19 protein-coding genes are annotated in these 18878 nt (G+C 63.3%); 12 read left to right on the top strand and 7 right to left on the bottom strand.

What is annotated here, in order from left to right:
* Positions 1–78 precede the first annotated feature (78 nt).
* Both dapA and BB28_RS15275 read left to right on the top strand, forming a co-directional pair.
* Entirely contained in the window at positions 79–954 is an 876-nt protein-coding gene (dapA, locus tag BB28_RS15280; protein ID WP_075874262.1) for a 4-hydroxy-tetrahydrodipicolinate synthase, read from the top strand.
* Positions 955–2646, top strand: a complete 1692-nt coding sequence (locus BB28_RS15275; RefSeq protein WP_046254111.1) for a ribonuclease J — start codon at positions 955–957, stop codon at positions 2644–2646.
* Here the strand turns inward: BB28_RS15275 and BB28_RS15270 are convergent.
* Genes BB28_RS15270 through BB28_RS15260 form a run of 3 tightly spaced genes read right to left on the bottom strand, consistent with a single transcriptional unit; the run spans position 2643 to position 4652 of the window.
* Positions 2643–3518, bottom strand: coding sequence for an SAM-dependent methyltransferase (locus BB28_RS15270; RefSeq protein ID WP_046254110.1), 876 nt, complete (start codon positions 3516–3518; stop codon positions 2643–2645). The two genes, BB28_RS15275 and BB28_RS15270, sit on opposite strands and share 4 nt — an antisense overlap.
* Positions 3519–3520: 2 nt before the next feature.
* Positions 3521–4339 (bottom strand): mycofactocin-coupled SDR family oxidoreductase, encoded by an 819-nt coding sequence (locus tag BB28_RS15265; RefSeq protein ID WP_046254109.1) that lies wholly within the window; start codon positions 4337–4339, stop codon positions 3521–3523.
* 1 nt (position 4340) lies between these two features.
* Positions 4341–4652 (bottom strand): putative quinol monooxygenase, encoded by a 312-nt coding sequence (locus BB28_RS15260; protein WP_030093874.1) that lies wholly within the window; start codon positions 4650–4652, stop codon positions 4341–4343.
* A gap of 101 nt (positions 4653–4753) precedes the next feature.
* Between BB28_RS15260 and BB28_RS15255 the strand changes: the two genes are divergently transcribed.
* Positions 4754–5335, top strand: a complete 582-nt coding sequence (locus tag BB28_RS15255; protein ID WP_046254108.1) for a hypothetical protein — start codon at positions 4754–4756, stop codon at positions 5333–5335.
* Here BB28_RS15255 and BB28_RS15250 read toward each other — a convergent pair.
* Positions 5295–5861 carry a TetR/AcrR family transcriptional regulator gene (locus BB28_RS15250; protein ID WP_046254107.1) on the bottom strand — a complete coding sequence of 189 codons (567 nt, stop codon included), beginning with the start codon at positions 5859–5861 and terminating at the stop codon, positions 5295–5297. The two genes, BB28_RS15255 and BB28_RS15250, sit on opposite strands and share 41 nt — an antisense overlap.
* Before the next feature lie 59 nt (positions 5862–5920).
* Between BB28_RS15250 and BB28_RS15245 the strand changes: the two genes are divergently transcribed.
* Entirely contained in the window at positions 5921–7492 is a 1572-nt protein-coding gene (locus BB28_RS15245) for an alcohol dehydrogenase catalytic domain-containing protein (protein ID WP_161581975.1), read from the top strand.
* A gap of 10 nt (positions 7493–7502) precedes the next feature.
* On the opposite strand, the gene BB28_RS15240 is transcribed toward BB28_RS15245, so the two are convergent.
* On the bottom strand, positions 7503–8867 hold the full coding sequence (locus tag BB28_RS15240) for an oxygenase MpaB family protein (protein ID WP_046254106.1): 1365 nt from the start codon (positions 8865–8867) through the stop codon (positions 7503–7505).
* Between the two features lie 147 nt (positions 8868–9014).
* Between BB28_RS15240 and BB28_RS15235 the strand changes: the two genes are divergently transcribed.
* Positions 9015–9557 carry a hypothetical protein gene (locus tag BB28_RS15235; RefSeq protein ID WP_046254105.1) on the top strand — a complete coding sequence of 181 codons (543 nt, stop codon included), beginning with the start codon at positions 9015–9017 and terminating at the stop codon, positions 9555–9557.
* A gap of 127 nt (positions 9558–9684) precedes the next feature.
* Positions 9685–12174: an FtsK/SpoIIIE family DNA translocase gene (locus BB28_RS15230; RefSeq protein ID WP_046254104.1), complete on the top strand. Its 2490-nt coding sequence runs from the start codon at positions 9685–9687 to the stop codon at positions 12172–12174.
* Here the strand turns inward: BB28_RS15230 and BB28_RS15225 are convergent.
* Positions 12171–12827 (bottom strand): carboxymuconolactone decarboxylase family protein, encoded by a 657-nt coding sequence (locus BB28_RS15225; protein WP_030093867.1) that lies wholly within the window; start codon positions 12825–12827, stop codon positions 12171–12173. The two genes, BB28_RS15230 and BB28_RS15225, sit on opposite strands and share 4 nt — an antisense overlap.
* Before the next feature lie 49 nt (positions 12828–12876).
* Complete coding sequence (locus tag BB28_RS15220; RefSeq protein WP_046254103.1) at positions 12877–13413, bottom strand: amino-acid N-acetyltransferase; 537 nt, start codon at positions 13411–13413, stop codon at positions 12877–12879.
* A 42-nt stretch (positions 13414–13455) separates the two neighbouring features.
* On the opposite strand from BB28_RS15220, the gene pgsA reads away from it, so the two are divergent.
* From pgsA to BB28_RS15185, 6 genes are all read left to right on the top strand, one after another.
* Complete coding sequence (gene pgsA / locus BB28_RS15215; RefSeq protein ID WP_052740247.1) at positions 13456–14061, top strand: CDP-diacylglycerol--glycerol-3-phosphate 3-phosphatidyltransferase; 606 nt, start codon at positions 13456–13458, stop codon at positions 14059–14061.
* 212 nt (positions 14062–14273) lie between these two features.
* Positions 14274–15038, top strand: coding sequence for a helix-turn-helix transcriptional regulator (locus BB28_RS15205; RefSeq protein ID WP_109550699.1), 765 nt, complete (start codon positions 14274–14276; stop codon positions 15036–15038).
* Positions 15039–15053: 15 nt separating this feature from the next.
* Positions 15054–15887, top strand: coding sequence for an MlaE family ABC transporter permease (locus BB28_RS15200; RefSeq protein WP_078313544.1), 834 nt, complete (start codon positions 15054–15056; stop codon positions 15885–15887).
* Positions 15888–15959: 72 nt separating this feature from the next.
* On the top strand, positions 15960–16763 hold the full coding sequence (locus BB28_RS15195; RefSeq protein WP_046255869.1) for an MlaE family ABC transporter permease: 804 nt from the start codon (positions 15960–15962) through the stop codon (positions 16761–16763).
* 21 nt (positions 16764–16784) lie between these two features.
* Positions 16785–17870, top strand: coding sequence for an MlaD family protein (locus BB28_RS15190; protein WP_046254101.1), 1086 nt, complete (start codon positions 16785–16787; stop codon positions 17868–17870).
* Entirely contained in the window at positions 17867–18874 is a 1008-nt protein-coding gene (locus BB28_RS15185; RefSeq protein ID WP_046254100.1) for an MlaD family protein, read from the top strand. Before BB28_RS15190 ends, BB28_RS15185 begins: the two co-directional genes overlap by 4 nt.
* The last annotated feature ends 4 nt before the right edge of the window (positions 18875–18878 follow it).

Here is an 18878-nt window from a genome sequence, read left to right as displayed (position 1 = left end):
GAGGGATACAACACAGCCGCCGGGGGATAACCGCTTGGTCGAGGCGGGTATTCTCATGCCGTGACAGCAGGTGAAACAGTGGCGCGGCTCGGCACCGTGCTCACCGCGATGGTGACTCCTTTCGATGCCGATGGCGCCCTTGACGTCGACACCGCGGTCCGGTTGGCCGCGCATCTGGTCGACGCCGGGTGCGATGGCCTCGTGCTCTCCGGCACCACCGGAGAGTCTCCCGTGACGTCCGACGCCGAGAAGCTGACCCTGCTGCGTGAGGTGGTGGCCGCGGTGGGCGACCGCGCGCGCATCATCGCCGGGTCCGGCACTTACGACACCGCGCACAGCATCAAGCTCTCCCGTGAGTGTGAGGCCGCCGGAGCCGATGGCCTGCTCGTGGTCACCCCCTACTACTCGCGGCCCTCGCAGGCAGGGCTGCTTGCCCACTTCACCGCGGTCGCGGATGCGGTGAACGTCCCGGTCATCTTGTACGACATCCCACCGCGCTCGGTCATCCCCATCGACTTCCACGTCATCCGTGAGCTGGCGGCACATCCGAACATCGTGGCTGTCAAGGATGCCAAGGGCGATCTGCATGGCGGTGCCCAGATCATCGCGGGTACCGATCTCGTCTACTACTCGGGCGACGACCCCCTGAACCTGCCCTGGTTGTCGGTGGGAGCGGTCGGATTCGTCAGTGTCATATCGCATTTTGTTGCCGGACCGTTGCGTGAGCTGCTGGTTGCCTACAACGCCGGCGACGTGGAAACAGCCCGCAAGCTCAATGCGCAGATCGCGCCTGTGACCGAGGCGTGCCGACGACTGGGAGCTGTGGGAGCAGTGAAGGCCGGGCTTCGGTTGCAGGGCATCGATGTTGGCGATCCCCGCCTGCCCAACGTTCCGCCGAGCCCGGAGCAGATCGAGGGATTGGCCGCGGATATGCGCGCTGCCGGGGTGCTGTAGGTGCCGATAACGCCACCCGAAGATCTGCGTGCGCCCGGTCCGCTCGCCGATGGCGCATTGCGCGTCACCGCGCTCGGCGGTATCAGCGAGATCGGCCGCAATATGACGGTTTTCGAGCTGCGTGGGCGCCTCCTCATCATCGACTGTGGAGTGCTTTTCCCCGGCCATGACGAGCCCGGCGTGGACCTGATCCTTCCGGACATCCGGCATATCGAAGATCGTCTCGATGATGTCGAGGCGCTGGTCTTGACCCATGCGCACGAGGATCACATCGGAGCCATCCCTTTCCTGCTCAAGATGCGCCCCGATATCCCAGTGGTGGGTTCGGCTTTCACGCTCGCGTTGGTCGAGGCCAAGTGCCGCGAGCACCGCATCACCCCTCGGTTTATCAAGGTGGCGGAGGGCGAGCGGTCCACTCACGGCGCCTTTGAATGCGAGTACTTCGCGGTCAACCACTCGATTCCCGACGCACTCGCCATCGCCGTACACACCGAGGCCGGGACCATCTTGCACACCGGCGATATCAAGCTTGATCCGCTGCCTCCGGACCGCCGTCCCACCGACCTGCCCGGGCTATCCGGATTGGGTGATCGGGGTGTCGACCTGTTCCTCGTCGACTCCACGAACTCCGAGGTGCCGGGAGTAGGTCCATCGGAGAGCGAGATCGCTCCCACCCTGAACCGGCTCATCGAGACCGCGCGCGGCCGGGTGATCATTGCGTGTTTCGCCAGCAATGTGGCACGGGTGCAACAGATCATCGATGCCTCGGTGGCGCACGGACGCCGTGTCGCGCTCGTGGGCCGATCGATGGTGCGCAACATGGGTATCGCCCGCGATCTGGGCTTTCTCGACGTCGAGGACCGCGACCTGATTAATGTAGAGGCCGCGAACGAGCTTGCACCGCAACGCGTTGTGATGGTTACCACCGGCACACAGGGTGAGCCGATGGCTGCGCTCTCACGTATGGCTCGTGGCGATCATCGCCAAATCACCCTGACTCCTGACGATTTGGTCATCTTGTCGTCATCGCTGGTGCCGGGCAATGAGGAAGCCGTCTACGGCATCATTGACTCGCTTGCGAAGGTGGGCACTCGGGTTGTGACAAACACCCATGCGCGGGTGCATGTTTCGGGACATGCCTATGCCGGGGAGCTGCTCTACCTCTACAACGCGGTACGCCCGCGCAATGTCATGCCGGTGCACGGCACCTGGCGGCATCTGCGTGCCAATGCCGAACTTGCGGTCAAGACCGGTGTCGATGAAGACCGGATCGTGTTGGCGGAAAACGGCGTAAGCGTCGACCTGCACAACGAGCGGGCGCGCATTGCGGGACGGATTCCGGTGGGCAAGATGTTTGTCCACGGCCTGGTCGATGGTGACGTGTCAGATGCCACCGTCGGCGAGCGCCTGGTTTTGAGCAATGGCGGATTCATCGCGGTCACTGTCGTGGTGCGTAGCAACGGGCGCCTGGTCGGCAGGCCGGAGCTGTTCTCGCGCGGATTCTCCGATGACGCCAAGGCCCTGGACCCGGTGACCGAGATGGTGATCACCGAGTTGAATTCACTTGCCGAACAGTCGGTCACCGATACCGGCCGCATCGCGCAGTCGGTGCGGCGTGTGGTTGGCAAATGGGTCGGCGAGACCTACCGCCGCCAGCCCATGATCGTACCGACCGTGTTGACGGTCGACTAAGACTTTTCCGCGAGCACGGTCCGTTCGAGTTCGGTGGTCGAGAGCCTGCGTCCCGCGGGTGCCAGATAACGCGTCTGGAATTCGGGGCCACTGACATCCTCGAGCACTCGCCAGCCGTACTCGGCGAGCAGTGGCGCCACCGCGCCGGGGGAGAGACCGAACATCCATACCTGGCTGCGCATCCGAAAACGTTTGTACAGCATGGTGTTTCCGTACAGGTTCGAACCGTCCATGAAATCGCGTTGCACGTAGGTGAAGGCGAGGCGACTGCCTGTTGCGGCGGTGCTCAGATAGTCGAGCGTCGCTCGAACCGCGGGCTCGGAAAGGTATTGCGTGACGCCCTCCCAGATGAAGAAGGTGCGTGAGGCGCGATCGTGCCCGGCCCGCAGCAGTGCGTCGGACAGATTGTCATGCTGGAAGTGGACGGCCACCAGGTGGACCGACGGCGGTAGAACACCGACCGCCTGCTGGATCGCGCGTCGCTTGGCCACGATGTTCACTGGCTGATCGACCTCGAAGACCGGTATCGATGAGGTTCGGGACAGTCGGCATCCCCGGCTGTCCATTCCCGCACCCAAATTGACGACCGCTTCCGCAATGCCTGCCCACGAGGCCAACTGGTCATCGATGTAACGCTTACGGCACACGAAGATTGACCAGGCGCCTTGGCCGCTTCTCTCCGCCAGCGTGATCAACAGGTTTCGCAGCGTCGTCCATGTGGTGGCACGGACGAACCACCGCAACCCGGTGGGCAGGATTCGGGCCGCCAGGTCGTCGTCGACGATCCGGGACCCGGGCGGCTCGTGCTGCTCGATAGCTGCGATAGCCATGGGGCCGTATGCGGTTTGTGCCGCGGGGTTTCTCCGTGCCATGTTTAGCGCCTGTTGGTGAACCCGGCATCGACGGGGAGTGCGACGCCGGTGACGTACCGCGCATCCTCGGACACCAGCCACGCCACCGCGTTGGCCATGTCCTCGGCGGGCATGAGGACCACCGGTAAGGCATGGCCGGTATCGGACATGCCTTCGGGCGCGCCGTTGGCGAACAGCTCTTCTGTCACCGGGTTCACCAGCATGGGGGTCGCGACACCGCCCGGGTGAATCGTGTTCACCCGGATACTGTGTGGCGCAAGCATGTTCGCATAGGACCGCATGAGCCCGACCAGCCCGTGTTTGGCGGCGGTATAGGCCAGCCCTCCGGGGGTATTCATCACCATGCCGGTCAGGCCGGCCACCGAGCTGGTCAGCACGATCGATCCGCCCGCGCCGCGCTCGACCATCGACGGCCGGGCCACCTCGATCGTGTGATACACCCCGGTGAGGTTGACGTCGAGCACGTCGGTCCAGCCGTCCTCGCCGCTTTCGGGAGTGAGGGTGGCGATACCGGCGTTCGCAATCACGATGTCGACCGGTCCGAGGGCCTCGACACCGGCGTCGAAGGCGCTTTGCAACGCCTGCCGGTCACGCACATCGGCTTCGTGTGCCGAGATGGCGCGCCCCAGGGCATCGACCTCCTTGACCGTGAGGTCGAGGTCCTCCGCGGTGGCCATCGGGTACTCCACGGAAGGTATCTGTGCGCAGATGTCCACCGCGATGACGTTGGCTCCCTCGGATGCCAGCTTGATGGCGTGGGCGCGGCCCTGGCCGCGGGCCGCGCCGGTGATAAACGCGACCTTGCCATCCAGCTTGCCCATATCAGTGGGTCAGATCGCCCTTGGCCGGATCACCTGCGGGAAGCGCTTCGGCGACAACGATTTCCGGCGCCTGACTGAGTAGTGGCCCCACCTTGCCGAACATCGCGGTGACGGCCGGCGCCTTCCCATGCTCTGCGAGTGCTTCGTTGCTCGCCCACGACTCGACGAAGACGAAGCGATCGTGTGCCTCGTGCAGAGAGTAGAGATTGCAGCCCGCCTCGTCGTGAACCTGGGGGATGGTCTCCAGGAGTGCGGCACGAACCTCGTCGCGCTTGTCGGGCTGGGGATACAGGAACGCCACCACAGTGGGCATGGAACACCTCTCGTCGTTGGGAGTGGATCGAATTCCACCGTACCGAAGCCAGCTGGGGCGGCCAGCGGTCGATACGCTGTGGGGGATATCGAGGGAGGGATATGACCGATCACGACCTGGCGAGCGGGCCGCCCATCCGAACCGAGGTTGTCCTCACCGAAGAGGGACGCGGCAAACTTGCAAAGGGCGCGCTTCAGACGGTCGCACGGTCCCGGGGCGTCTGGATTCTGCTCGTCGGGGCCGTGTTGTACGTCGCGTTCTTCTTTGTGTTTGTGGCGGCTGGCGCCGGTGTGGTGATCCTGATCGTGGTGATTGCGGCGGCGGCGCTGATCGCGTCGAGAATCCGTTCTCGTACCCGGCTGTCCATGCAGGCGATACCTGTCGGGACGGTGCAGCGTGCCGAGTTCGGGGCGTCAGAGTTCACGTTCTGGGTACTGCGCCCAACGACGAATGCCTTACTCGGACAATCATTTCTGACCACTCGGCTGATGGTCTTACGGGACTACGCCGAGATCAAGAACATCGTGGTGAACGACAACGCCGTGGGGGTCTTGTTTTCCGCGCGGCCAGGAATGCGTGAAGCCTTCCCCCGCGAACTCTTTCCCGACCAGGCCCTGGCGCTGATGTCCCGCTACACCAAGGTCAGCGGGACGTGGTCGCCTCCGCAGGCACCAGTGAGTTGATCCAGACCGAGTACTCATCGAGCGCGGCGTTGAGACGCTTGCGGTCCACCTGGGTGCCGATCTGCTGGGCGCCGACCAGAATGCTGAATCCGATGCGGGCCAGTGTGTCCGCCCGGACCGGATCGAAGCCGGCTTCGATGTAGCTCTTTGTCAGATGCTTGTGCCGAATCTGGTCGACCCGTTGCATGGCGGCGGCGACATAGCGGTCGGTGGCGGCCCATGCACGAATCGCCTTTTCGGCTTCGTGATCCGCGTCGCGGGCCGTCTGCTCCAACACCGCGAGCCGCTCACGGGGATCGGTCACTGCGTCGACACGCTGGCGTTGCGCGGGGGTGACCTCGTTTTCCCAGTGGTCGATGACGGCCTTGTAGAACTCCGCGCCGCTGCCGAAGTGGTGGTACAGGGAGCCGGTGGTGACGCTCAGGCGGCGGCACACCCCTGTCGTCGTCAATGCGGTCTTCCCGCCCTGAGCGAGCAGCTCGAACGCCGCCCTGAAGTAGTCCAGCTGCGATACCCGTTCCGTCATACCCCTAACCATAGACTAGTCTATTGACCGCAACCATAGATCGATCTATGGTTGCGGCTATGACCATCGAACAGCAATTTCGCGCCATAGTCGCCCGCGATACTCCGCCTTCGTTCGACGAACTGGACTCGCTTTATGAGAATGCCGTCCCGCTCCAGGTTGCGGACGTCCTCGGGGACTGGCGGGGTGGCGTCTTTGGGCTAGGGCACGCCGTCGAGGCGCAGCTCGCTTCCGTCCATTGGGTGGGAAAGTTCTTCGGCTCTGCGGATGACGTCGCACCGATTGTGTGTGCCGATGCGTCCGGACGACGATTCGTCAACGACCTGTTCGGTGGGGCAAGACTGCGCGACGTCGAGTATCGGGGTTCCTCCACGGCCACCATGCAGTACCTCGATCAACCCATGGCCGATCACTTTCGGGGTGTCTCGAATGACATTCTCATCGGCGCGATGGAGCGCACAGGTGGTTCCAAGCCGGGGTATTTCTATCTCGAGCGGCTGCCGGCCGGGGCATCTCCACGACGCCTGGAGTTTCGCTCGCACCAACCACCCGTGTCCGTGCGAGCCGCGGTGTTGCGTGAACCTGCCGGCCGTTACTCGCTGGAGACCGCAGAGATCGAATCGCCAGGTCCGGATGAGGTTCTGGTGCGCTTGGAGGCCAGCGGCATCTGCCATTCCGACATAGTCGTCGGTGGCAGCGCAACCTCCGCTCAGTTGCCCATGGTGCTGGGCCACGAGGGTGCCGGCACTGTCGAGGCCATCGGAGATGCAGTGGTCGATATCGCGGTCGGTGACCGAGTGGTGATGAGTTTCAACTGGTGTGGCGCGTGCACCAACTGTAATCGTGGGCGAATGGCCTACTGCGCTAACTCCGGCTCCCTCAATCTGAGCGGTTTACGCATGGACGGCACCGCAGGCATGCGAGGCATGGGAGGCGCCATTCGCGCACGTTTCTGCGGTCAGTCATCCTTCGCGACGTACGCACTAGCCGCTGCTCACACAGTGGTACCGGTGCGGGCCGATGTTCCCGTCGAGCTGCTTGCGCCACTGGGGTGCGGGGTGCAGACGGGAGCCGGGACCGTGCTCAATGCGCTGCGGCCAGAGCCGGGATCGTCCATTGCAGTCTTTGCCACCGGATCGGTCGGCCTGTCGGCGGTAATGGCCGCCAAACTTGCCGGATGCGCGCGGATCGTGGCAGTGGACCCGATGCCGCAGCGCCGTGCCCTGGCACTGGAGCTCGGCGCGACCGCTGCGGTAGCTCCCGAGGAGGTGAAGACGACGACCGCTGGGGGCGTTGACTATTCCGTGGATTGCATCGGCAAACCCGGGGTACTCCGGGCGGCCATCGCGAGCCTTGCCTCGCCCGGAGTGTGCGCCACCATAGGCCTGCAGGGGGCCTCTGTGCCGATCGAGCTGGATCAGTCGAAAATGGTGGTGCGCGGGCAGACGTTGCGCGGTGTCACCGAGGGCGATGCGGTGCCCCGCACCTTCATCCCGCGGCTCATCGACCATTACCTTGCAGGCGCGTTCCCCATCGACAGGTTGGTCACCACCTACCCCTTCGAGAAAATCAACGATGCGGTGGACGCGAGTCGGCGCGGTGACGCTGTCAAGGCGGTACTGCAGTTTTAGTCCGTGGTCGTTAGGCGCCGACGCGCGGGGCGTGCGGCACCGGGCATCCGGCCGGTGTCGCCGCCGTGGCGTCGTGGTGGGTGTAGGACGTATCCCGCATTCCACCGAGCCTGGCCAGTGCCTGATTGATCACCGTCGCGGACCACCACAACAGTTCGCCATTGCGTTGTTGTGCACGCCGTTCAGCGCCCGGCAGCCTGTCCGTGAGCCGCCGCATCTGGACGTTGGCGTGCACCGCGAGGCCGGTCAGCGTGGTCCACGGTTGGAGGCGGGCGTCGCGCAGGGGAGTAGCGCGCACAAGCGCCCGCACAAGATCCTCGCCGCCGTAATAGGCGGCGACACCCAGAACCGGGGTGAAGACCATTCGGCCGATCCGCCCGGCAATTCCCTTGTCCACGAAGCCGAATGCCGCAGTCATCATGACGTCGGTCCATTCCGAGGGGCCGCCGGCGTAGGCGACCATGTAGTCCATCGTCTCCATGCCCTCGGCCACGGATTTCGGGATCAGCTCCTCGGCGACGCCGAATACGTAGGCGATGTATGCCCAATACATCACGGCTGCTTCCAGATCGGCCATGCTGCGGGTGCGCCCGTGCTGATGGTCGATCAGTGGCGGGATGAGCCCGAAGGTCATCGCGGCACCCATCATCATCGAATTGGAGATCGGGTTGCCGTGGTGGGCGAACTGTTCGTCGCCCCAGGAGCGTCGCAGCCCCGCGCGCACTTGTGCGTGCATCAGCCGAACCAGGACAGTGTCCTTGAAAGGTTGTGAAAAGCGTTCCAGGGCTCCGCGATAGGTCATCTTGCGGAACCACGCGGTGGTCTCCAGATTTCTCCGCAGGGTGTCGTTGACGAATCTTCCGGTCGCTCCGGTTGCGTATGCGACCTCATCGCCCACAAAGGTGCCGAAGGTGTCGCCGAACCCCATGCCGAACTTGGCCGCCAAGGAGGAGTTGTTCCATAGCTGGCGGCCCCGCTCCCAGAGTGCGGGGTCGTACCACGGGGGTGGATTATCGAGCTGCGCGAACAACGCGACAAATTCTGCCGGCGGGTTTTCTATCGATTCGATGCCGTGGTCAAGGGCCCGGGTCAGCATCGCCCGCCCCTGACGCGCGGGCATCTTCCGGATGCGGTCCACGACCGCATCCATCAGCTCGTCGCCCTGCCAGAGGTGATCGGCGAGCAGCCGGGTACGCGCCGTTTCCCTGGGAATCTCGTGGAAGTCCATCCACGGCGCGAGGATGTCTCTGCGAGATTGGGTCCACATCGCATCGAAGCGCAGCCGGGCGGGTGCGGGGCGCAGGTTCATGCCTGCCCGCCAGTAGTAGTCATTGGGATGCGTGCTGACCGGCGATAGGGCGCCATTGCCACTCATGGGGAAAGGCTAGCGAGCGCACGGGCATGTTGGCAACACTCATTGTCAAGTGTCTGGCCGGTTTTCCCGCGCCGGATCGACGGCGTCAATACAATCGGCCTCGCTATTTTGCTGACTCAGTAACCACGAATATCGGGAGGGCTTGGAATGCGGCTGCTGACTCGGATGGTGGCACTCATCGCGCTGGCGCTGGGACTTACTGCCGGATCGCTGGCCTTCGCGATGGCTGATCCAGACATCCCCGGGGACCCGAATCCCTATCCCGACGTCAATAACGCCTCCAAGTTCAAACAGGCCGACTTCGAACAGTTCTTGCGTGATGACACCGACGGAGCGTGGTTTTCGACGCCACGTGGGTTGACGTGTGCCATCTGGATCGACGGAAGCTTCGGCTGCAACGGCTCATTCCCCGGGGCGCCGGCCGGTACGAACCAAGTCGCCTGGTTCCCGGGCGATTGGCGTGCTCATTTCGACATCACCAATGACGCGCTGTTCACTCCGGCGACGCGTCCGCCGGTACTCACGCCCGGTAACTACTTCAACTACCGTGCCGTCAAATGCGCAGTCACCAAGGATCAGGGCGTTTACTGCTTCCGGGGTCACTCGGCGAGCAGCTTCAATGGCGATCAGTTCTATATCGGGGCGAATCAGTCCTGGCTGGGCGAGACCAAGCCGCGTCCCGAGCGCTGAGCCGGGTTTCGTAGGTCACGAGACCGTCTCGGGGCGGCCTCGCGTAGGTGACAAAACATTTGCTTACTAGCGGTTTTAGCCGTGTTGCAGATGGTGCAGATGTGGCTGTTGCGACTAGGCTGTCGCCATGGCGAGTAAGACTGTCAGCCGTTCGCGTGGCCGGAACACCAAATCGGGACCCCGGTCGCGTAACACCGCGCCGACCCGTCGTCCGGCACCGCGTCGGCGTAATCAGCGTCGTAACCAGCATTGGACGACGCCGCTGGTGGCATTGGGCCGAGGGGCGCGTAGCGGGTGGCATGCCTGCGCCCATGGCGTGGGGACGCTGTTCCGGTCCGTGGGCAGGGCTCACGACATCGAACACGGTCACCGGCGCGATGGTGTCGCGCTGGCGTTGCTGGGCCTGGCGTTCGTGGTGGGCGCGAGCTCATGGTTCCACGCCGCCAAGCCGGTAGGCGGCTGGATCGACGATGTCTTCCGCGCGGTCGTGGGATCCGGTGTTGCGCTGGTGCCAATCATCGCAGTCGTCATCGCCGTGTTCCTGATGCGCACCGAGCCGAACCCGGAGGAGCGTCCGCGCCTGCTACTGGGCTTCGCCATGGTCGCGCTGCCGATCCTGGGTCTGTGGCATCTGTTCGCAGGTTCCCCCGATTCCCCAGAGGGGCGAGCGGACGCGGGAGGATTCGTAGGCTTCGTGATCGGCGGGCCCCTCGCGCAAGGCCTCACCGCGTGGATCGCCGCGCCGCTGCTCGTGATGGCGATCGTCTTCGGGGTGCTGCTGCTGACCGGCACCACGATCCGCGACATCCCGGACACCCTTCGGAACATGTTCTCGCCCAGGGACTACGACGAATGGGACGAGGAGTGGGACGACGAGGACTACGTAGAGGACTACGAACCCGAAGACGACTACGAGGCGACGCGTGAATTCACGCGCGGTGCCACCCCGATGGACAACTACCCGCTTGAGGAAGAGGCGGCGGCCCCGGAGCCGCCCGCCGCCCCGGCTCCCAAGCCGGCGCCCGTGGTCAAGTCGACCAAGAAGTCCAAGCCGAAACCACAGATGCCCGTTGTCGATCGGGTGGTCGAGGGCCCCTACGTGCTGCCCTCGCTCGATCTGCTCATCGCGGGAGATCCCCCGAAGGAAAGCAGCGCGGCGAACGACGACATGATCGCCGCGATCACCGGAGTGCTCGAACAATTCAAGGTCGACGCGGCGGTCACCGGTTTCAACCGTGGTCCCACCGTCACGCGCTACGAGGTTGAGCTCGGCCCCGGCGTCAAGGTGGAGAAAATCACCGCCCTGCAACGCAATATCGCGTATGCGGTGGCCACCGACAGCGTGCGCTTGCTCGCGCCGATCCCCGGTAAGTCGGCGGTCGGCATCGAGGTGCCGAATACCGATCGGGAGATGGTGCGACTGGCCGATGTGCTGACCGCACCCGAAACCCGCACGGATCACCATCCGCTGTTGATCGGCCTGGGCAAGGACATCGAGGGCGACTTCATTTCCGCCAACCTGGCCAAGATGCCGCACTTGCTGGTTGCCGGTTCCACCGGTTCGGGTAAGTCGAGCTTCGTCAACTCGATGCTCGTCTCACTGCTGGCCCGCGCCACTCCGGAGGAGGTCAGGATGATCCTGATCGACCCGAAGATGGTGGAACTGACACCCTACGAAGGTATTCCGCACCTGATCACCCCGATCATCACCTCGCCGAAGAAGGCTGCGGCCGCCCTGGCCTGGCTGGTCGAGGAGATGGAGCAGCGATACCAGGACATGCAGGCCAGCCGGGTGCGGCACATCAACGACTTCAACGCGAAGGTGCGCTCCGGCGAGATCACCACCCCGCTGGGCAGCCAGCGTGAGTACCGTCCGTACCCCTTCATTCTCGCCGTCGTCGACGAGTTGGCCGACCTCATGATGACCGCGCCTCGTGACGTCGAGGACGCCATCGTCCGCATCACCCAGAAGGCGCGCGCGGCCGGTATCCACCTGGTGCTGGCCACCCAGCGTCCGTCGGTGGACGTGGTCACCGGTCTGATCAAGACGAATGTGCCTTCGCGGCTTGCCTTTGCGACGTCATCGCTGACGGACAGCCGTGTCATCCTGGACCAACCCGGTGCCGAGAAGCTCATCGGTATGGGTGACGGGCTGTTCCTGCCGATGGGCGCCGGGCGGCCAATTCGCATGCAGGGCGCCTTCATCACCGACGAGGAGATCAGCGCGGTGGTGTCGGCGGCCAAGGAACAGGCCGAGCCCGACTATACCGAGGGTGTCACCGCGACCAAGGTCGGTGGCGGTCCCGGTAAAGAAGACGTCGACCCCGACATCGGCGACGACATGGACGCCTTCTTGCAGGCCGTCGAGCTCGTGGTGTCGAGTCAGTTCGGCTCGACCTCGATGCTGCAGCGCAAGCTGCGGGTCGGTTTCGCCAAGGCGGGTCGCCTCATGGACCTAATGGAGACGCGCGGAATCGTCGGCCCCAGTGAGGGATCCAAGGCGCGCGAGGTCATGGTGAAACCCGAGGATCTCGGCAGTGTGATGGCGTCGATCCGCGGCGGCGGGGGAGCCGACGAGGAAGAAGAAGACGACGGCGCGGTGCCCGAAGACTTCTAAGCGTTCTCGTCGCGCCGCAGTGCGATGGCGTCGCCTACATCGAAGGATGTGAATCCCTCGGGGGCGGCGATCTCCACGATCGGCTCGTCGCGGTTGTCCCATTCCAGACGCAAGGCCGTGCTCATCACCGCATGCATTTCATACATGGCCGTGATGTAGGTGAGTTCCAGGATCTCTTCATCGGAGAGGTGGGCCTTCAACGCGGCGAAGATCCCGTCGGGCACCCGGCCCCCGTCGAGAACCAGGCAGTCCGTGTAGGCCAGCACGGCTCGCTGCGCTGCGGTGAAGCAATCGGCGGTACTCCACGACGGGATCGCGGCGATCATCTCCTCGGACATACCCACCATGCGGCACGACTTGCAATGCTGGGAGAACACAAACTGGCTGCGGCGCGCCCAGCCGGCGCGGGTTTGACCAAGCTCACGCAGAACGGGGTCCAGCTTGCGATCGGGACTGCGGTAGAACGCGAAACCCTGAACCGAGTGCTTCAGCGCCTCGGGCACGAGCGCGAAGACCGTCCACCAGTCACCCGGTGTGCCTGTGGTGGTGCCGGGATCGGAGACCGGATCGCGATCACCGAAGATCTGGTCGTACATCCGATGGACAAGGCGGTCGTCGGTTTCGGCACGGGACACCTGGCGCAGTCGTGGCATGCCTCGATCATGGCCGACGATCGCGCCGAGAATGCCCGATGCGCAGAAATCAGAGGTGGGCGAGCATGCGAGTGTTGCCCAGCGTGTTCGGCTTCACGTAGCTCAGGTCGAGGAACTCGGCCACACCGGTGTCGTAGGACCGGCACATCTCCTCGTAGACCTCGGCCGTCACCGGGGTGCCATCGATCTCGCGGAATCCGTGTTTGGTGAAGAAGTCGACTTCGAAGGTCAGCACGAAGACTCTTTTGAGTTCAAGTTCCCTGGCGACATCGAGCAGGCGGCTGACAATCGCGTGCCCAACCCCCGAGCCCTTGAGCCGGGGGTGCACCGCGATGGTGCGTACCTCACCGAGATCGGACCACAGCACATGCAGGGCGCCACAGCCCACGACGTCCCCGTCGAACTCGGCCACCCAGAACTCCTGAACTGCCTCGTACAGCGTCACAAGGTTCTTTTCCAGCAGGATGCGCCCGGCATAGACGTCGACGAGCGCCTTGATAGCGGGCACATCGGAGGTACGGGCACGACGAACGGTCACCGCGGGAGCCGTGTTAGTCGAGATGCCGGATGTACCTTCAGCGCTCATGCGTGAACAGTAGCTAGCCCTAGAACAGATAGGGTGTTTGACGTGCCGATGCCACCGGAAACCCAGCCTGATTCCGAGGCTTCGGCTGCGCCGGTGCCGGTGGTGAACATTGCCAACATCCTGACAGTGCTGCGCATTCTGCTCGTACCGGTGTTCATCGCTGTCCTGTTCACCGCGGGTGGGCACGAATCCTCCTGGCGCATCGCTGCTTTCGGGGTGTTCGCGCTGGCCATCGCCACCGACCGCTACGACGGCGTGCTGGCCCGCCGGTACGGCCTGGTCACCCCGTTCGGCCAGCTTGCCGACCCGATCGCCGACAAGGCGCTCGTCGGTGCGGCACTGGTAGGGCTCAGCGTGCTCGGAGATCTTGCGTGGTGGGTTACCGCGGTCATCCTGGTGCGCGAGATCGGGATCACGGTGCTGCGTTTCTCGGTGCTCCGCCATGGGGTGATCCCGGCCAATCGTGGCGGCAAGCTCAAGACCATGGTGCAGTCCCTGGCGATCGCCGGGTATCTGCTGCCGCTGACCGGTCATTGGCACACCGCCGCTGCGGTCCTGATGGGGCTGGCGGTGGCTCTCACCCTCATAACCGGCATCGACTACCTGGTGCAGGCGCTGCGGCCTCGGCCCAAATCCGCATCGTCGTAGCCCGCGCGCTGTTAATAGTAGAAATTTTCTGCTATTAACCATCCGGGCAACATTGCAGATCTTGATTGCAGGGTGTGTGGAGAATTGTGTGCCACGATAGATCCTGAGGACAGTTCGGCTCTCTGCAGGTCGTGTCTCCATGTCGCGGTACAGACATCCCATCTGGAGGCACCCGGTCAGGCAGTGGGCACACCGATGAGTTTGACTGGTAAATGATGGAATCGGACACTGAGCGCGATATAGAAGAAGTCATCCCGGCCCGGGCTGCTTATGCCGGTGAACATGTCCGACGCAACGTCATCCTTGATGCCTTGCTTGAAGCGCCGGCGCCGATGAGCGTCCAGATGCTTGCCGAGCAGGTAGGCCTGCATGTTACGACCGTGCGTTTTCACCTCGCGAAGCTGATCTCCTCGGGTGCCGTCAATGTCGTACCTGGCAGCAGCTCGGGGCGAGGCCGGCCACCGGCACACTACGAGGCGGCCCCGCGCTCGCGGCTTTTCACCTTCCTACCTCTCCTTCTTGATCAGTTCGGTAGTACAGAGGCGGCACGCGAACAGCTCGCAGCAAATGCCGGGAGAATCTGGGCGCGGAACCATTCCGCCCACATCCTTCAGATTGACGTACCGGACCCGGCCAGCGTGGCGCTCGAGATCCTCAGCCAGCTCGGATTCCGCGTATCCACGGTCACCAGTATCTTCGGCGAGCACGAGCTAAAGATCTGCTCGTGCCCGCTGCGCGAGATTGCTCTCACACATCCGGAAATTGCCAGCGGAATACAGCGCGGTGCCATCGAGGAGGCACTTGCCTTGACCTCACCGGCGCTCGCGTCCCAGTACTCGGTGTCAATCGTGCCCGATGCGCTCAACGGTGAGTGCGAAGTGATGGTGCGTCTGGTACCCGCATCCCGGAATGGCGGAGGGGGCGCCGGCCCCCCTCCGGCAGAGTGTCAGGTAAGGCTTCCCTTAATTAATTTATAGCATTATATTGCTCCAATGGGCCTCGCCTCGGTGGAGCAATTGGTTAGGAGCGGGGCCGCGAAGGTCGGCTCTGTGCCGATACGTAGCGCCACAACGACCGGTCGCAGTGTGATCCTGGCCGCCCAGGTGCTCAGGTACACCGCGACCGATGCACTGTCAGGGCGGCTGCCGTTCAGCGAACTCATCGTTCAGGCCTGGCTTTTGTTGAAGGTGACGGCCGTGCCGGCGATATTGATGGCGATCCCTTTCGGCGGCATGGTGGCTGTGCAGATCTCAGGCCTCGTCAACCAAGTCGGAGCCAATTCATTGGTGGGGTCGGTCACGGGTGTGGCCGTGCTGCGGCAGGGGGCGCCACTGACAGCCGGCCTGCTGATGGGCGGTGCTGCCGCCGCCGCGATCGCGTCTGACTTCGGGGCCAGAGCGATTCGCGAGGAACTCGATGCCTTGCGGTCGCTGGGAATTGACCCTGTGCAACGACTTGTGGTGCCGCGCGTTCTGGCGTTGCTGCTGGTCACGCCGATTCTGGTCGTGATCATCATCGCGATGGGTGTTGGGGCGGCATTCGTGATTGCGACCGCGTTCAATGGCGTGACACCAGGAAGTTTTTGGTTGTCCTTCGGGTCGTTTACCAAGGTGATCGATCTTTGGTTCACCCTCGGCAAGGGCTTCATTTTTGCCGCGATTGTGGGGGTGGTCTCCTGCCAGCGAGGCATGGAGGCCAAGGGCGGTCCGCGGGGTGTTGCCGATGCCGTGAACGCCGCGGTGGTCCTGAATGTGATCTGCATTGTGGCGGTCAATCTTGCGATCACTCAGTTGCAGACGATGTTCTTCCCGATGGTGGTGGCGTAGATGGCCGGCCAGCCGCAGCATCGTCTCGACGCGCTACCCGCGCGACGTGTCGGCATCGGACACAAAATCCCGATGGCGCTGCTCGAGCCTTTCCGCGCCACCGGGCAGTGGGTGACGTTTATTGCACAGACGGTGTGGTTGCTTCCGGTTACGGTGCGTTTGTACCGGCGTGAGACGTTACGGGTGATGAACAACCTGGCGTGGGGCCGGGGTTCGGTCATTGTCGATGGCGGCGTGATCAGTGTGCTTGCGGTACTTGGCATCGCGGTCGGTGGCATGGCAGCGATCGAGGCATTCTCCATCATGAATCTGATGGGGCTTGGGGCACTCGCCGGCATCATCGGCGGGTGGGGGAATGTCCGTGAGATGGCTCCGCTGGTCGCTGGAGTGGCGTTCGCTTCTCAGGCGGGTTGCCGGATGACCGCGGAGATCGGCTCCATGCGGATCGCGGAGGAAATCGACGCCACCGAAGCCATGGGACTGAGGTCGATCCCGTTTGTGGTCGGTACCCGCCTCATCGGTGGATTGATGTGTGTCGTACCGGGATATCTGCTGGCGCTGGTGGTCAGTTTCGTGACGTGTGACATCGTGATTCGCGTTTTCTACGGCCAGCCGGGCGGCACCTACAATCACTACTTCGTCGAGTTTCTCACCCCGCATGATATCGGTGCCTCGCTGATAAAAGCGGCCACCTACTGCACCGCGGTGACGATAATTCATTGCTACTACGGCTATTTCGCCTCCGGAGGGCCCGTAGGTGTCGGGGAGTCATCGGGCCGGGCTATCCGCGCCAGCCTGGTGACCATCTTGGTGTTAGACCTGGCGACCACCATCATGCTGTGGGGCCTGCGACCCGAATTCGTGTTCAAGGCGTAGGGGGCCACCGTGTTGTTTCGCATGTCAGCAGAGGCTGAAGCGCGCAGGCTGAGCATCATCGGTCTTGCGGTCGCCTTGTGTATTGCCGCACTGGCGCTGTGTGTTGCCTTCAACCCGTGGGCAGATCGGCCGGCGAACCGCCTATCTATCGTGATTGACCTGCCGTACGTCGGTGAGGGGGTGACGGCGGGGGCCCCCATGATGATGCACGGCGTAACTGTCGGAAATGTCGCCGGCGTGTCGACCGTCGCCAATGACAGGGTCCGGCTCGATGTCGACCTGGAGGCCGGCCCCACCGCGGGATTGACGGACACGATGGGCGTGGACTTCCGTCCCGCCAACTACTTTGGCGTAACCGGTATCAATTTGATCGCGGGCCAAGGTGGTAAGCCATTGCACAACGGGGTGCACATCACCGCCACGCCGCAAGGAAACTTCACGCTACAGGCGCTGCTGTACCGAGCGGGCGAGATCACCAACGGTCTGGTGACCCCGCAGCTTGTTGACGTGATTAACCGGGCCACGCGCTACACCGATGGACTCAATCCTCTGATCGAGTCTGTGATCACGGCGGCCCGTGCGGTCGCGGCAGTCCAGACAGTCAGCACCGAGCAGCTGCTGAGAAACACGGCGGGAATCAGTGTGGCATTCCCGGGGTTCGTGGAGGCGGCAACCGTTGCAGGTTACGGCTTCAATCAGCGCTCGGGTTTTGTGAAGTTCAACGTTTCCGCGGCGAACGCGATGCCCGGGCAAGCTGTTGTCCCGGTCGTGGCCGAACCCGGAATGCCTGTCACCGAAGAATTTTGGAACAAACGAGCCCTGCCGTCCATTGATCTACTCGCAAAGGGGTTCTTCGGGGCTGTCGGAAAGCTGTTGTCATCACACACCGGCGAGTTGCTTCCGGTGGTCAACGTGATCCGGACTCTCACTGACACGGTGCCCGGTTTGGTGACACCCGCGGGCCTCAGCGACACCCTGGTGGAACTGCGGACACGTTTCGAGAAGCTGTATGGGGGATCACCGGAACAGCGCGCGTTGCAGGTCCATATCGTGCTCGATCAGATACCTGGTGTGCAGGCTCCGATTAGTGCGATGGGTGGCCCATGATCAAACCCAAGGCTGCACTGTGGCGTTTCATGGTCAGCGGTGCCATTGGGGCCGTGCTGCTGATCTTGATCATCAACGTGCTGCGGCAACCTGTATCCAGTGAAACACGTTCCTATACAGCAGAATTCACTGATGCGTCCGGCCTGCGTCTGGATGCGGATGTTCGCTTTCGTGGGGTGCGTGTGGGCAAGGTCAAGGACATACGGCTGGCACGCAAGGAGGGGCAGAGTATCGCTGAGGTAGAGCTGAGCCTGGACAAGCGCTATGCCGTGGTGTCCAAGACTCGGCTGGCGATCAAGTTCCAATCACTGACCGGGCTGCGCTATCTCGATCTCGCTGATCCCGTCGAGGAGGGGCCCGATGAGAGCGTGGTGACGCGAATTCCGTTGAGCATGACTCATTCTTCGTTCGACGTCACCACCTTGTTCAACGGGTTGCAACCGGTATTGGCGACCTTGAGCCCCAGCGATATTGACAACTTTACGGACAATGTCGCTTCGTTTATGGACGGCAACGGTACTGGTCTTGGACCGATGCTGGACAGCGTCCGAAAACTGACCCAGTTCGTGGCCGATCGACAGCAGGTCATCGCAACTTTGATGCGCAACCTCAGCGCGATCGCGGAAACGTTCGGTGGGCATTCCAGAGATCTGCTACAGATCCTGGACTGGGTAAATCGGCCGGTGGACAACGCGCTCGCGGTGATCGACGAGTTCCGGAAGTCGGAGTTGTACGGGCCGGAGTTCACGTCCGTGACCGTTCAGCTGCTGGCCAATGCCGGATTCACCCCAGGCAAAGCAGACATGGACAAGGGGATTGACCGGGCGATCACGGTGTTTGACGACTACAGCGATGCGTTCAAACGCGTACCGGTGATCTGGGACAACGTCGAGCCGCCCGCGCCTCCCGGGACCCCGGTGCCGTGCTCACATGGACGGGCGCAATTACCTGAATCGATGGACGTACTACTGAACGGTCAACGGGTGATCCTGTGCAATCGCTGAAGAA

The sequence above is a fragment of the Mycobacteroides chelonae CCUG 47445 genome (assembly GCF_001632805.1).
Lineage (GTDB): Bacteria > Actinomycetota > Actinomycetes > Mycobacteriales > Mycobacteriaceae > Mycobacterium > Mycobacterium chelonae.
Note: the sequence above shows the minus strand (reverse complement) of the source record. Positions and strands in the feature narration are given on the sequence as shown.

Bases quoted from the DNA above. Each gene is read 5' to 3' on its own strand.
- BB28_RS15225 (WP_030093867.1), bottom strand. From the start codon at position 12,827: ATGCCACGACTGCGCCAGGTGTCCCGTGCCGAAACCGACGACCGCCTT.
- BB28_RS15270 (WP_046254110.1), bottom strand. From the start codon at position 3,518: ATGGCACGGAGAAACCCCGCGGCACAAACCGCATACGGCCCCATGGCT.
- BB28_RS15235 (WP_046254105.1), top strand. From the start codon at position 9,015: ATGCGGCTGCTGACTCGGATGGTGGCACTCATCGCGCTGGCGCTGGGA.
- BB28_RS15185 (WP_046254100.1), top strand. From the start codon at position 17,867: ATGATCAAACCCAAGGCTGCACTGTGGCGTTTCATGGTCAGCGGTGCC.
- BB28_RS15250 (WP_046254107.1), bottom strand. From the start codon at position 5,861: ATGACGGAACGGGTATCGCAGCTGGACTACTTCAGGGCGGCGTTCGAG.
- BB28_RS15195 (WP_046255869.1), top strand. From the start codon at position 15,960: ATGGCGCTGCTCGAGCCTTTCCGCGCCACCGGGCAGTGGGTGACGTTT.
- BB28_RS15230 (WP_046254104.1), top strand. From the start codon at position 9,685: ATGGCGAGTAAGACTGTCAGCCGTTCGCGTGGCCGGAACACCAAATCG.
- BB28_RS15200 (WP_078313544.1), top strand. From the start codon at position 15,054: ATGGGCCTCGCCTCGGTGGAGCAATTGGTTAGGAGCGGGGCCGCGAAG.
- BB28_RS15240 (WP_046254106.1), bottom strand. From the start codon at position 8,867: ATGAGTGGCAATGGCGCCCTATCGCCGGTCAGCACGCATCCCAATGAC.
- BB28_RS15255 (WP_046254108.1), top strand. From the start codon at position 4,754: ATGACCGATCACGACCTGGCGAGCGGGCCGCCCATCCGAACCGAGGTT.
- BB28_RS15265 (WP_046254109.1), bottom strand. From the start codon at position 4,339: ATGGGCAAGCTGGATGGCAAGGTCGCGTTTATCACCGGCGCGGCCCGC.
- BB28_RS15190 (WP_046254101.1), top strand. From the start codon at position 16,785: ATGTCAGCAGAGGCTGAAGCGCGCAGGCTGAGCATCATCGGTCTTGCG.
- BB28_RS15205 (WP_109550699.1), top strand. From the start codon at position 14,274: ATGATGGAATCGGACACTGAGCGCGATATAGAAGAAGTCATCCCGGCC.
- BB28_RS15260 (WP_030093874.1), bottom strand. From the start codon at position 4,652: ATGCCCACTGTGGTGGCGTTCCTGTATCCCCAGCCCGACAAGCGCGAC.
- BB28_RS15245 (WP_161581975.1), top strand. From the start codon at position 5,921: ATGACCATCGAACAGCAATTTCGCGCCATAGTCGCCCGCGATACTCCG.
- BB28_RS15220 (WP_046254103.1), bottom strand. From the start codon at position 13,413: ATGAGCGCTGAAGGTACATCCGGCATCTCGACTAACACGGCTCCCGCG.